Raw genomic sequence first — 13,237 nt, 5'->3', positions numbered from 1 at the left:
GGTGCCTCCCATATTCGAGGGTGAAGGTAAAGAACGTTATGAGTTGATGGTTTCCAGATCGTGGCGAATCTTCTCTTCCATCGCTTCGTATTTGCGAAAGAAAAGTAGTGGGATCGCTGCGAGCGCGAAGAGTAGGGCGGGTGCCCAGATAAAGGCCCAGATAATTCCCTCCAGACCCGCAGCACTCTGGGCATGGTTGGGGACATAGCCAAAACTGTTCATGATCCAGGCGGCGAAAGCGGTGCCGAGGCCACTACCCATCTTGATGCAGAAGGTGCTGCCGAAGGCGATAAGAATGCCGGTAGCCTTAATACCGGTCTTCCAGGCACCGAAATCGACGGCGAACCCCAGCATGGCAAACGGCATTGAGCAGGCGATACCGCTGCCGATATTGCCGAGTATCCAGGCGGCGATGAGGAAAGTAATGTTGTCCGCTGCCAGCCACATCATGACGCCGCCAAACGTGGCGACCAGCAGACCGCCTACCCATATCCAGGTTTTAGCCAGGTATTTGCTAAAGAAGGGGATAGCGATGATAAACAGGATCTGAATCGTCGCCAGGCTGTTAATCAGCGGTACCAGATCTTTACGGTCGAGGTTGTAGGTCAGATAATAGACAATGGTCGTGTTGCGCTGCTGTAGGGCAATCCAGAAGATCAGATTAGCCAGCACCATCAGGATCCACGGCCAGTTACCTTTCATCGCCGCGAAACTTTTTTTCATCGGCAACTTAGGTTCATGCTGTATTTTATCCGTATCCATTTCACGAATGTTTTTAAACGCAAAGAGCGTTAGCGCGCAGGATATAATGGCAAATGTAATTGCCGTATAAATAAAACCAGCGTGATCATCACCGTTACCTAAAAAAGCGACTAACGGCAAGGCGGTCGCGTTCATTAATAAAACCCCAATTTGCCCACCGGTCATTCGCCAGGAATTTAAAACCAGTCTTTCCTTGGGAGATAAGGTCATCAGGGGTAATATTGCACTGAGTGGTGTATTAAGTCCGGTAAATAGAATGCTGGCAATCATATAAGATATTGCTGCATAGATGGCTTTTCCTGTCATACTGATATCAGGAGACCAAAATGACAGCGCGCTGAATACCGCAAAAGGCAGCGGTAACCATAAAAACCAGGGACGACATTTACCGTAGCGTGAACGCGTTTTATCGATGATGATCCCCCATATGGGGGCGTCTATGCCATCGATAATACGCGCCAGCAGCAGGATAACGCCTGCTACGGCAAGGCTAATGCCCGCAACGTCTGTGTAGAAATATAAAATGTACGTTGAACCGAAGCAGTACAGCAGATTACCCGCCACATCCAAAGAGCCGTAGCTAATACGCTGTAGTAAAGACAATGATGCTGACCCGGAAGGCTGGGTATCCTCAATGACAGAACTCATAATGATAACTCCGATATTGGTACGATACGCCCAGAAAAACAACCTCTACTTTCTAAGCAAGTTTTAAATATTATTTTTATGTCGTTTCTGAATTTAACCTCAGATTAAAATGAGTGAGTAAGGTGTACATGAAAAGTAGTTAACCCGACGGCATCAATCAATTATCAAATCTTACATCAGGATTGCGTTTATTAGTTTTTGAATGAGCGATGTTTCTATTTGCTAAGGTGGTCACAGTTTTTTTAATAATGAAATAAAAAAAGGAAAACAGTGAAAGAAAATAACTTTCAAGTATTACGTGACGTGGCTAAGGGAGGAGTAGCTGAAAAAAGAGGCTGGTTAGTAAGAGCGTTAACGAGTGAGATCGGCGCCAGCGGTTGACGAGAAAAACGCCAGATAGCAGGCATAAAAAAACCCGCTTTACGCGGGTTTTTTTACAAAGCTGATAACAAGCAGGCGATTAAGCCAGTTTGTTGATCTGTGCAGTCAGGTTAGCTTTATGACGTGCAGCTTTGTTTTTGTGGATCAGACCTTTAGCAGCCTGACGGTCCACGATCGGTTGCATTTCGTTAAATGCTTTCAGTGCAGCAGCTTTGTCGCCAGCTTCGATAGCTGCGTATACTTTCTTGATGAAAGTACGCATCATAGAGCGACGGCTTGCGTTGTGCTTACGAGCCTTTTCAGACTGAACGGCGCGCTTCTTAGCTGATTTGATATTAGCCAAGGTCCAACTCCCAAATGTGTTCTATATGGACAATTCAAAGGCCGAGGAATATGCCCTTTTAGCCTTCTTTTGTCAATGGATTTGTGCAAATAAGCGCCGTTTAAATTGCAGCACTCGTTGCGTAGTGATGGCGCAGGATTCTACCAGCTTGCGTGCTGTGAATACAGCCTTTCCATGAGAAAAATTGCATTAAGCGGCGGGTTTTGGGGCGGAGTTTGCCGCATGGCGATGAAAAGCATCTTCTTTATGTTTCCTCAGGGCAATAGTCGGTTAACCTTGACCGCTGTACAAGGTATACTCTTGCGATTTTCACTGTTTTGAGTCAGACATGAAGCTGATACGCGGCATACATAATCTCAGTCAGGCCCCGCATGGGTGTGTGCTGACCATTGGTAATTTCGACGGCGTACATCGGGGGCATCGCGCTCTACTGCAGGGTTTGCAGGAAGAAGGACGCAGACGCGGTCTGCCGGTGGTGGTCATGATTTTCGAACCGCAGCCGCTGGAGCTGTTCGCGACGGATAAAGCGCCCGCTCGCCTGACGCGCCTGCGTGAAAAACTGCATTACCTTGCGCAGTGCGGCGTGGACTATGTGCTGTGCGTGAAATTCGATCGCCGCTTTGCCGCTTTGACGGCGCAAACGTTTATCAGCGAACTGCTGGTGGAGCGACTTGGCGTGCAATTTCTTGCCGTCGGCGATGATTTCCGCTTTGGTGCTAGCCGCGCGGGCGATTTCTTGTTATTACAGAAGGCGGGGGCGGAGTATGGTTTTGCGGTTTCCAGCACCCAAACCTTTTGTGAAGGCGGCGTGCGTATCAGTAGTACCGCAGTGAGACAGGCGCTGGCGGAAGATAACCTGGCGCTTGCCGAAAGCCTGCTGGGACATCCCTTTACTATTTCCGGGCGTGTCGTTCATGGCGACGAGCTGGGACGTACCATTGGCTTCCCGACGGCGAACTTACCGCTGCGCCGTCAGGTCTCCCCGGTAAAAGGGGTCTATGCGGTGGAAGTCACCGGGCTTGGCGATAAGCCGTTACCCGGCGTAGCGAACATTGGCACTCGTCCAACGGTGGCTGGCGTGCGTCAACAACTGGAAGTGCACCTGCTGGACGTTGTAATGGACCTCTACGGTCGCCATATAGATGTAATACTGCGTAAAAAGATACGTAATGAGCAGCGATTTGCGTCGCTTGATGAGCTAAAAGCGCAAATCGCACGCGATGAGTTAACGGCCCGCAAGTTTTTTGGGCTAGCCGGGCAGGTGTAACCCTGACGGTGTTTATCAAACCGAAATACGGAACCGAGAATCTGATGAGTGACTATAAATCGACCCTGAATTTGCCGGAAACAGGGTTCCCGATGCGCGGCGACCTCGCCAAGCGTGAACCGGGAATGCTGGCGCGTTGGACCGATGATGATCTGTACGGCATCATTCGTGCGGCCAAAAAAGGCAAAAAAACCTTCATTCTGCATGATGGCCCTCCATATGCGAATGGCAGCATTCATATTGGTCACTCAGTTAACAAGATTCTGAAAGACATTATCGTGAAGTCCAAAGGACTGTCGGGATTTGACTCGCCTTACGTGCCGGGCTGGGACTGTCACGGTCTGCCTATCGAGCTGAAAGTCGAGCAGGAGTTCGGTAAGCCGGGCGAGAAATTTACTGCCGCTGAATTCCGCGCCAAGTGCCGCGAATATGCCGCTACGCAGGTTGACGGCCAGCGTAAGGACTTCATTCGTCTGGGCGTGTTGGGCGACTGGTCGCATCCGTACCTGACCATGGACTTCAAAACCGAAGCCAACATCATCCGCGCGCTGGGCAGAATTATCAAAAACGGTCATCTGCACAAAGGCGCTAAGCCGGTGCACTGGTGCGTTGACTGCCGTTCCGCGCTGGCGGAAGCGGAAGTTGAATATTACGACAAAACGTCGCCGTCTATCGACGTGGCGTTCCGCGCCGTCGATCAGGATGCGGTGAAAGCGAAGTTTGGTTTGCCGGGCGTGAGCGGCCCTGTGTCGCTGGTTATCTGGACCACCACGCCGTGGACGCTGCCGGCTAACCGCGCCATCTCCCTGGCGCCGGACTTTGATTATGCGCTGGTGCAGATTGACGGCCAGGCGGTGATTCTGGCGAAAGATCTGGTTGAAAGCGTCATGCAGCGTATTGGCGCGGCTGAATACACCATTCTCGGCACCGTTAAAGGCGCGGAGCTGGAACTGCTGCGCTTTACCCATCCGTTTATGGGCTTTGACGTGCCGGCGATCCTCGGCGATCACGTCACCCTGGACGCCGGTACCGGCGCGGTACATACCGCCCCTGGTCACGGCCCGGACGACTATGTGATTGGTCAGAAATACGGTCTGGAAACCGCTAACCCGGTTGGCCCGGACGGCACTTATCTGCCAGGCACATATCCAACGCTTGACGGTGTTAACGTCTTCAAAGCGAACGATATCGTTATTGAACTGCTGAAAGAAAAAGGCGCGCTACTGCATGTCGAAAAAATGCAGCACAGCTATCCGTGCTGTTGGCGTCACAAAACGCCGATCATTTTCCGCGCGACCCCGCAGTGGTTCGTCAGCATGGATAAAGAAGGGCTTCGTCAACAGTCCCTGAAAGAGATCAAAGGCGTTCAGTGGATCCCGGACTGGGGTCAGGCGCGTATTGAATCAATGGTCGCTAACCGTCCTGACTGGTGTATCTCACGTCAGCGTACCTGGGGCGTACCGATGTCGCTGTTCGTGCATAAAGAAACGCAGGAGCTACTGCCGATTGAGCGTACTCTGGCGGCGATGGAAGAGGTGGCGAAACGCGTCGAAGTTGACGGTATCCAGGCATGGTGGGATCTCGACCCGAAAGAGATCCTCGGCGAAGATGCTGATCAATACGAGAAAGTTCCGGATACGTTGGACGTTTGGTTTGATTCCGGTTCCACCAGTTACTCCGTGGTTGACGCACGTCCGGAATTCGCCGGTCACGCTGCCGATATGTATCTGGAAGGCTCTGACCAGCATCGCGGCTGGTTTATGTCCTCCCTGATGATTAGCGTGGCGATGAAAGGCAAAGCGCCATACCGCCAGGTACTGACTCACGGCTTCACCGTCGATGGTCAGGGGCGCAAAATGTCCAAGTCCATCGGTAACACCGTATCGCCGCAGGATGTGATGAATAAACTGGGCGCGGATATCCTGCGTCTGTGGGTGGCGTCTACTGACTATACCGGCGAAATGGCGGTCTCTGACGAGATCCTCAAACGCGCCGCCGACAGCTATCGTCGTATCCGTAATACCGCGCGCTTCCTGCTGGCGAACCTCAATGGCTTCAATCCGGCCACCGATATGGTCAAACCAGAAGAGATGGTGGTGCTGGACAGGTGGGCGGTGGGCTGCGCGAAAACGGCGCAGCAAGAGATTCTGAAGGCATACGAAGCTTACGACTTCCATGAAGTGGTACAGCGCCTGATGCGCTTCTGCTCCGTTGAAATGGGCTCGTTCTACCTCGACATCATCAAAGACCGCCAGTACACCGCGAAGGCTGATAGCGTCGCGCGTCGTAGCTGCCAGACTGCGCTGTATCATATCGCAGAAGCTCTGGTTCGCTGGATGGCGCCGATCATGTCCTTCACGGCTGATGAAATCTGGGGCTACCTGCCGGGCGAGCGTGAAAAATATGTCTTCACCGGCGAATGGTACGACGGGTTGTTTGGCCTGGAAGAGAATGAAGAATTTAATGACGCATTCTGGGACGATGTCCGCTATATCAAGGACCAGGTCAACAAAGAGCTGGAAAATCAGAAAGCCAATGGCATCAAATCGAACCTGGAAGCAAAAGTGACGCTGAAATATGCTGACGATGCTAACGGTACGATCAAGAAGCTGAAACTGTTGGGTGAAGAGGTCAGATTTATCTTCATTACTTCCCAGTTCGTGATTTCTGAGCAAGCGGGGGGTATTGATGATGAAAATATTCAGTACAATGCTGGTAATACGACAGTTCAGGCAGTGGTAACGCGTGCCGAGGGTGACAAGTGTCCGCGCTGCTGGCACTACACTACTGATGTCGGCAAGGTGGCGGAACATGCAGATATCTGCGGACGCTGTGTCAGCAACATCGCCGGTAATGGCGAACAACGTAAATTTGCCTGATGAGTAAACCACTCTGTTCAACAGGACTACGCTGGCTATGGCTGGTAGTAGTCGTGCTGATTATCGATTTGGGCAGCAAATACCTGATCCTCCAGAATTTCGCTCTGGGGGATACGGTAGGGCTGTTCCCGTCGCTTAATCTGCATTATGCGCGTAACTACGGCGCGGCTTTTAGCTTCCTGGCGGATAGCGGCGGCTGGCAGCGCTGGTTCTTTGCCGGGATTGCGATAGGGATCTGCGTAATTCTTTTGGTGATGATGTATCGCTCGAAAGCAACGCAGAAGCTGAATAACATCGCTTATGCGTTAATCATCGGCGGCGCGCTGGGTAACCTGTTCGACCGCCTGTGGCACGGCTTTGTTGTCGATATGATCGATTTTTACGTCGGCGACTGGCATTTCGCGACGTTCAACCTTGCCGATAGCGCGATCTGTATCGGTGCGGCGCTGATTGTACTGGAAGGCTTTTTGCCGAAGCCGACAGCGAAAGAACAGGCATAAGCGTAAATACCGGGTGGCGCTTATCCGGTTTTGTAGGCCTGATAAGCGCAGCGCCATCAGGCAAACGTGGTGCCGGATGGCGGTGAAAACGCCTTATCCGGCCTACGGTTTTATCGTTCTTTGTGCCTCCGGGCAAAACACGTGAGCAATTTGCATGTCTAAATCCGTACAGAGCAACAGCGCGATCCTCGTTCACTTCACCCTGAAACTGGATGATGGCTCAACGGCGGAATCTACCCGCAATAACGGCAAGCCAGCCCTGTTCCGTCTTGGCGATACCTCGCTTTCCGAAGGTCTGGAGCAGCAGCTTCTGGGGTTGAAAGAAGGGGAAAAGAAAGCGTTTTCGCTGGAGCCTGACGCCGCGTTTGGCGTCCCCAGTCCGGACTTGATCCAGTATTTCTCGCGCCGTGAGTTTATGGCGGCGGGCGAACCGGAAGTCGGGGCGATTATGCTTTTTACCGCAATGGATGGCAGCGAAATGCCTGGCGTGATTCGCGAAATCAACGGCGACTCGATTACCGTTGATTTTAACCATCCGCTGGCCGGGCATACCGTTCACTTTGATATTGAAGTGCTGGAAATCGATCCGGCGCTGGAGACATAAACATGCAGATCCTGTTGGCCAACCCACGCGGTTTTTGCGCCGGGGTAGACCGCGCTATCAGCATTGTTGAAAATGCGCTCGCTATTTACGGCGCGCCAATTTACGTTCGGCACGAAGTCGTGCATAACCGCTATGTAGTGGACAGCCTGCGCCAGCGCGGGGCAATCTTTATAGAGCAAATTAGCGAAGTGCCGGATGGCGCCATTCTGATTTTCTCCGCTCATGGGGTTTCCCAGGCGGTGCGTAACGAGGCGAAAAGCCGCGATCTTACCGTTTTTGACGCCACCTGCCCGCTGGTGACGAAAGTCCATATGGAAGTGGCGCGCGCCAGCCGTCGCGGTGAAGAGTCTATTCTCATCGGCCACGCTGGGCACCCGGAAGTGGAAGGCACCATGGGCCAGTACAGCAACCCGGAAGGGGGGATGTACCTGGTTGAGTCGCCAGAGGACGTCTGGACGCTGAATGTCAAAAATGAAGGCAAGCTCTCCTTCATGACGCAAACCACGCTTTCCGTGGACGATACGTCCGATGTGATTGATGCGCTGCGTAAACGCTTTCCGAAAATCGTCGGCCCGCGCAAAGACGATATTTGCTATGCCACTACTAATCGTCAGGAAGCGGTGCGGGCGCTGGCGGAGCAGGCTGACGTGGTGCTGGTGGTCGGCTCGAAAAACTCTTCTAACTCTAACCGATTGGCGGAACTGGCCCAACGGATGGGAAGAACCGCGTTTCTTATCGACGATGCGGCGGATATCCAGGAGGCGTGGGTGAAAGACGCCGCCTGCGTCGGCGTCACCGCTGGCGCTTCCGCGCCGGATATTCTGGTGCAGAATGTTATTGCGCGTCTGCGCGAGTTTGGCGGCGGCGAAGCCGTCACGCTTGAGGGGCGCGAAGAAAATATTGTTTTTGAAGTGCCGAAAGAGCTGCGTGTGGATGTTCGTGAGGTCGAATAAGATTTCATAATTCAGAAATCTGCCTGATGACGTTACGTTGACCAGATCTTAAGAATTTCTTTTGATATTCAATGGGCGACAGGAAGAATAAGGCGTAGTCGTCATCCGTTGCTAATGCCCCACCTTTTTGCTATTCATCTGAAAAACCAGCACAATCGTTGCTGGTTTTTGGGGTGTAATGCCTACAGGGATAAGGGAAATGGGCAAAATAAAATATGGATTGGCAACGTTACTCGCCATCGGCTTTTGGATGGACGCGACAAGCGCCACGGTGCTGGAGCTACCCGCCTGGGAGCGAAACTATACCGGAACTATCGCGGGGAAACCGGTAAACGTTAATATCACGCGATTTGGTAACACGCTTTATGGGTATTACTGCTATGAACCTTGCAATCAGCACAAGGCAGCGATTGCTCTACGCGGCTCACTCCAGGATAAAGAGGTGCATCTTGAAGAACGCGTAAAGGCGCTTTCGGGTTACTGGAATGCGGAAATCTCCAGCAGTGAGATTAAAGGCGAATGGACTTCCGCAGATAAAAAACGACATTTTCCTGTTGCCCTTATCTACCTCAAACCTAAAAACTCCCCTGATATTGTGCTGGTCACGAACACGAATGATGCAGGGGGTTACGACCCTTCCAAAGAGATTGATTGCGGCAATACGCCGGCCATTTCGGCGATAAAATTATACCGTGATGGTAAACTCATACAGACCTTAGATACCGCCTCGGTGGGCACTTGTAGCCCGTTTATGCCTCAATGGGGGGATGTCAATTTTGATGGCTACCCGGATCTGTCGATTGTAACAGAGCTACTTGCAGGGCCGAATGCTCCAGAACAAACATGGCTCTATGACCCCGCCAAACAGCGTTATGTTGATGCGCCAGCGTCTTATCAGGAAATCACTTCACCAGAGATCGATGCTGAACATAAACAGATTGTTAGCTATTGGCGCGGTGGTTGCTGCAGTCATGGCGTCAATGTGTATCGCTGGAAAGGAAAAACGATTGAACTGATCGATCGCGGTGAAAGCTATTTTCAGCCTGTGATCAGTAAAGGCAAAATGTATAACTGCTACATGATACCTTCCTACGCTGATGGGCGTATTATTTATCCGCTAGTACGTAAAAATGGTCATTTGACGCCGCCTTTTAGCCTTGATGAGACGTGTCAACCTTTTTGGCTAACCGGTAATGTTCGTACCGTGATTCAGGCAGAAAAACCCGGCGCTGAGCCCGAATCGCTTGAGATTCAGTGGCAGGAAAACAAAGCATCGCCAGGGCGTTTTTGCCCATTAGTTCCGTTTGTCGAAGGTAATAAGCTAAGTCCGCGTCTGGTGACGGATGACGATGTGCCTGATACCTGTATCAGTCGCGCTGAGTATGAAGATATAAAACAATAGGTCAGGAGAGCGTTAATGGCAGCATCCCTACACATTATTCTTGATACCGATCCAGGCATTGATGACGCCGCCGCGATTGCCGCTGCGCTGTTTGCCCCCGAGCTGGATCTGCAACTGATGACCACCGTTGCCGGCAACGTTTCGGTCGAAAAAACCACCCGTAACGGCTTACAGCTCCTGCATTTCTGGGACGCCGATGTGCCACTTGCCCAGGGGGCCGCGACGCCGCTGCTGCGTCCGTTACGCGATGCGGCATACGTCCACGGCGAATCCGGCATGGAAGGCTATGATTTTGTCGACCATCAGCGCCAACCGTTGGCGAAGCCAGCGTTTATCGCTATCCGGGATGTGCTGATGAACGCCCCGGAGCCCATGACATTGGTGGCGATAGGGCCATTGACCAATATTGCGTTGCTACTGATGCACTATCCGGAGTGCCGCTTCAACATTCACCGGCTGGTGATTATGGGCGGTTCCGCAGGGCGCGGCAATTTTACGCCTAATGCTGAATTTAACATTGCTGTCGATCCGGAAGCCGCCGCCCACGTATTTCGTAGCGGCATTGAGATTGTGATGTGTGGGCTGGACGTCACCAATCAGGCCGTGTTGACGCCGGAGTACCTGGCTACGCTTCCTGCGCTTAATAAAACCGGCGGCATGCTGCATGCATTGTTCAGCCATTACCGCAGCGGCAGTATGCAAAGCGGTCTGCGGATGCACGATCTCTGCGCTATCGCCTGGCTGGTGCGTCCGGAGCTTTTTACCCTGCAATCCTGTTTTGTGGCCGTAGAAACGCAGGGGCAATATACCGCCGGTACCACGGTGGTGGATATTGAAGGGCGTCTGGGGCAGCCCGCCAACGCGCAGGTGGCGCTGGCGCTGGATGTGGACGGTTTTCGTCAGTGGGTGGCTGAGGTGTTTGCCTGTGCGCCGTAATTACATGTTGGCGCCATAATCTCATACTTTGCCGCGATAGAGTCTCTCCGGCCTGCCCACTTTCCCGTAGCTGATCTCCGCTTCGAGAAAGTTATTTTTCACGCCTTGTTCCAGATAGCGTCGGGCAGTGGTTTTACTGCTGCCCAGAATTTGCGCCAGAGTGTCTGCTGTATGTACTGCCTGCGGGTCGGCGAATATTTGTCGTACCCGGTTGAAGGTGTTTTCATCAATTCCTCGCAGTCCGCTATTCGGTTCTGCGGTTTGTTCTTTGGCCTGGATATTAAATAAGGCATCAACGTGCGTCTGGTTTGCCTGCTCACTGGAACGTAACGAACTGCGGTAACGGGTGAACCGCTCCAGGGTATGCTGCAGGCGCTGATAATGTACCGGCTTAATCAGATAATCGAATACGCCCATGCGTAAGGCATCGCTGATGGTATCCATATGATTGTCGGCGGTAATGAAAATAATTCGCCCCGTGTAGTTGGTGCTGATGGTATGACGAATTAAATCGATCCCTTTGCCATCGGGTAAAAAATTATCCAATAGAATTAACTGTGGTTGATAGAGGCGTATTTGCTTCTTTGCACTTTCCAGTTTGTCTGCGATGCCGACGATTGAAAACTGGGGAAAAAGCTTGATGGTGTCCACCAGGATTTCCGCTAGCATCGGTTCGTCTTCAACGATGAGTGTCGTAATGCTATCCATGTTATTCTTCTCTGGTAAAAGGGATATAGAGGGTAAAAATGGTGCCAAAAGGATTATTGTTATCGACGATAATGTCACCATTGGCCTGCTTGACGTAGCTGTGCACCAACCATAATCCAATTCCGTGATCGCCGTTGTTGTGGGTGGTCACTCCACGCTCGAAAATATGCTGGCGGATATTTTCGTCAATACCACATCCCTGATCGGCAACTTCAATAATGACTTCATTACCTTCGCTGTTGATCAGGCACTCAATCTGTCGCGAGCCTTCGCGATTGAGCAGGGTGGCGTTATAGGCGTTGTCCAATAAATTGCCAACAATCGAAATCCATTCATTATGCGAGAGCGATGACGGCAGGTGTTCAACAAAGCTTGAAGGATCGAAAATCAGCTCCAGCCCCAGCTCTTTTGCCCGATAATATTTACCGATTAATAGCCCCGCAAGGTGGTGGTCGCGGAAATTATGGGAAATAAAATCGAGTACTTTCTGGTGGCTTTCCGATTGCTGCTGAATCAGCGCCAGCGCATTATCGTAGCGCTTCAGGAACAGCAGTCCGGCAATGGTGGAAATAAGGTTGCGATGTTCATGCTGCACGGCGCGCAGGTTATCGGCGTATTGCCGCACCTGACTTAACTGCAGGCTGAGTGTATTGATATCGTCTTTGTTGCGAAAGCTAATAACCCAGCCCTGAGGCTGGTTGTCAATAATGACCGCCATGCGACTGGCGATGACTTTCATTTGGTTAAAGGTGACGATCTCATCTTTTTTGTTTTTTTGCGGCGCATCGTAAAAAAAAGCCTCCGGCAACACGATATGGTGGATTGCATAGCCAATGAGTTCAGACTCCGGTTGGCTCAGATTCAGTAAGCGGCGAGCCGTTTGGTTAATGGCGGTAATACGGTGATGGGAGTCAATGGCGATCAACCCTTCAAATACCGACTCAAACAACACGCTTTGCTGAATTAATAGTTGTGAAAGCTGCTGCGGCTCCATGTTAAGCATCTGCTTTTTAATATGCAGCGAGAAGCGGCGGGCGCAGTACAACAGCACCAGCAACAGTATCGCCATCGGGAACAGCAACGAGCTGATTTGTAAGTTAAGCCAGCTCTCCAACTGTTCCAGAGTATAGCCGACGGAAACAATACCGATGACTTTACCGGTACTGTCCTGAATCGGGGATTTACCACGTAAGGAAGAGCCTAATGAACCTTTACGCACCGATACGTAGCTTTTAGCGTTATACAGCGCGTCGTCGCTATCGCCGCCCTCCATATATTTGCCGATCTCATTCGGGTTGACGTGATACAGTCGCTGACCTTTTTCGTTGCCAACGGTAATGTAAGTCGCGTCCGAAAACGAGCGCATTGGGTCAATCAGCGCTTTGATGCGTGGCAAATCATGCGCCTCTACGGCTTCAACTAATTCTGGCATAGCGGATATTTGCATTGCCTGAATAAGCGCACGTTGGCCCACCTGATAATGCAGGCGCTCTTTCGTGATATCGGTCAGATACCAGGTGATTGCCAGCATCACGATGGTGGATGTAAACAGGATCAGTAGAAATATCCGGTTTTGAAACGAGCGTCTGGCAAACCAGTGTGTAATTTCCCGTATAAACATATTGGTATTTAGATATTTAATTACGGTATTTTCTTGCATTCGGCATCACCGGAACCTGAACCAGTTCATACTTACTTTTCTTTCAGAAAAAATTTGGATGAAAATGGGATACGACATGCGTATCCCATCCACTATTACATCGCCAGCACGTATTTCAGCATCACGCCCGCCGCAATCGCCGAACCGATAACACCCGCCACGTTCGGGCCCATCGCGTGCATCAGCAGGAAGTT

13 protein-coding genes are annotated in these 13,237 nt (G+C 51.5%); 8 read left to right on the top strand and 5 right to left on the bottom strand.

Annotated features, from left to right (window positions below; translation table 11 throughout):
* Positions 1 to 36 precede the first annotated feature (36 nt).
* A complete protein-coding gene (locus tag ACLJRH_RS21040; RefSeq protein ID WP_000099988.1) occupies positions 37 to 1,410 on the bottom strand; it encodes an MFS transporter in 1,374 nt (457 codons plus the stop codon).
* A gap of 460 nt (positions 1,411 to 1,870) precedes the next feature.
* The gene (gene rpsT, locus ACLJRH_RS21035) at positions 1,871 to 2,134 is read right to left on the bottom strand and encodes a 30S ribosomal protein S20 (protein WP_001518655.1); all 264 of its coding nucleotides are present in this window, start codon (positions 2,132 to 2,134) and stop codon (positions 1,871 to 1,873) included.
* A gap of 105 nt (positions 2,135 to 2,239) precedes the next feature.
* Here rpsT and ACLJRH_RS21030 point away from each other — a divergent pair, with 105 nt between their 5' ends.
* The 8 genes from ACLJRH_RS21030 to rihC all read left to right on the top strand — a co-directional run bounded on the left by ACLJRH_RS21030 (position 2,240) and on the right by rihC (position 10,675).
* Positions 2,240 to 2,455: a DUF2575 family protein gene (locus ACLJRH_RS21030; RefSeq protein WP_001538903.1), complete on the top strand. Its 216-nt coding sequence runs from the start codon at positions 2,240 to 2,242 to the stop codon at positions 2,453 to 2,455.
* A gap of 7 nt (positions 2,456 to 2,462) precedes the next feature.
* Positions 2,463 to 3,401 carry a bifunctional riboflavin kinase/FAD synthetase gene (gene ribF / locus ACLJRH_RS21025; protein WP_000767311.1) on the top strand — a complete coding sequence of 313 codons (939 nt, stop codon included), beginning with the start codon at positions 2,463 to 2,465 and terminating at the stop codon, positions 3,399 to 3,401.
* 44 nt (positions 3,402 to 3,445) lie between these two features.
* Positions 3,446 to 6,280 (top strand): isoleucine--tRNA ligase, encoded by a 2,835-nt coding sequence (gene ileS / locus ACLJRH_RS21020; protein ID WP_001670710.1) that lies wholly within the window; start codon positions 3,446 to 3,448, stop codon positions 6,278 to 6,280.
* A complete protein-coding gene (gene lspA / locus ACLJRH_RS21015; protein WP_000042736.1) occupies positions 6,280 to 6,780 on the top strand; it encodes a signal peptidase II in 501 nt (166 codons plus the stop codon). Before ileS ends, lspA begins: the two co-directional genes overlap by 1 nt.
* A 154-nt stretch (positions 6,781 to 6,934) precedes the next feature.
* A complete protein-coding gene (gene fkpB, locus ACLJRH_RS21010; protein ID WP_023137518.1) occupies positions 6,935 to 7,384 on the top strand; it encodes an FKBP-type peptidyl-prolyl cis-trans isomerase in 450 nt (149 codons plus the stop codon).
* 2 nt (positions 7,385 to 7,386) lie between these two features.
* Positions 7,387 to 8,337: a 4-hydroxy-3-methylbut-2-enyl diphosphate reductase gene (ispH, locus tag ACLJRH_RS21005; protein WP_001166426.1), complete on the top strand. Its 951-nt coding sequence runs from the start codon at positions 7,387 to 7,389 to the stop codon at positions 8,335 to 8,337.
* Positions 8,338 to 8,536: 199 nt separating this feature from the next.
* Positions 8,537 to 9,739, top strand: a complete 1,203-nt coding sequence (locus ACLJRH_RS21000) for an XAC2610-related protein (RefSeq protein WP_000516311.1) — start codon at positions 8,537 to 8,539, stop codon at positions 9,737 to 9,739.
* A 15-nt stretch (positions 9,740 to 9,754) separates the two neighbouring features.
* Positions 9,755 to 10,675: a ribonucleoside hydrolase RihC gene (rihC, locus tag ACLJRH_RS20995; protein WP_000741408.1), complete on the top strand. Its 921-nt coding sequence runs from the start codon at positions 9,755 to 9,757 to the stop codon at positions 10,673 to 10,675.
* A gap of 21 nt (positions 10,676 to 10,696) precedes the next feature.
* Here the strand turns inward: rihC and ACLJRH_RS20990 are convergent, their stop codons facing one another.
* The 3 genes from ACLJRH_RS20990 to ACLJRH_RS20980 all read right to left on the bottom strand — a co-directional run.
* The gene (locus ACLJRH_RS20990) at positions 10,697 to 11,383 is read right to left on the bottom strand and encodes a response regulator (RefSeq protein WP_000377415.1); all 687 of its coding nucleotides are present in this window, start codon (positions 11,381 to 11,383) and stop codon (positions 10,697 to 10,699) included.
* 1 nt (position 11,384) lies between these two features.
* Entirely contained in the window at positions 11,385 to 13,004 is a 1,620-nt protein-coding gene (locus tag ACLJRH_RS20985) for a sensor histidine kinase (RefSeq protein ID WP_001563099.1), read from the bottom strand.
* 134 nt (positions 13,005 to 13,138) lie between these two features.
* On the bottom strand, positions 13,139 to 13,237 hold a 99-nt coding region (locus tag ACLJRH_RS20980), incomplete at its 5' end, for a sodium ion-translocating decarboxylase subunit beta (protein ID WP_023198761.1).

Source organism: Salmonella sp. SAL04162 (assembly GCF_046551535.1).
Lineage (GTDB): Bacteria > Pseudomonadota > Gammaproteobacteria > Enterobacterales > Enterobacteriaceae > Salmonella > Salmonella enterica.
The sequence above is the reverse complement of the archived record's forward strand: the minus strand, read 5'-3'. Positions and strand labels throughout refer to the sequence as shown.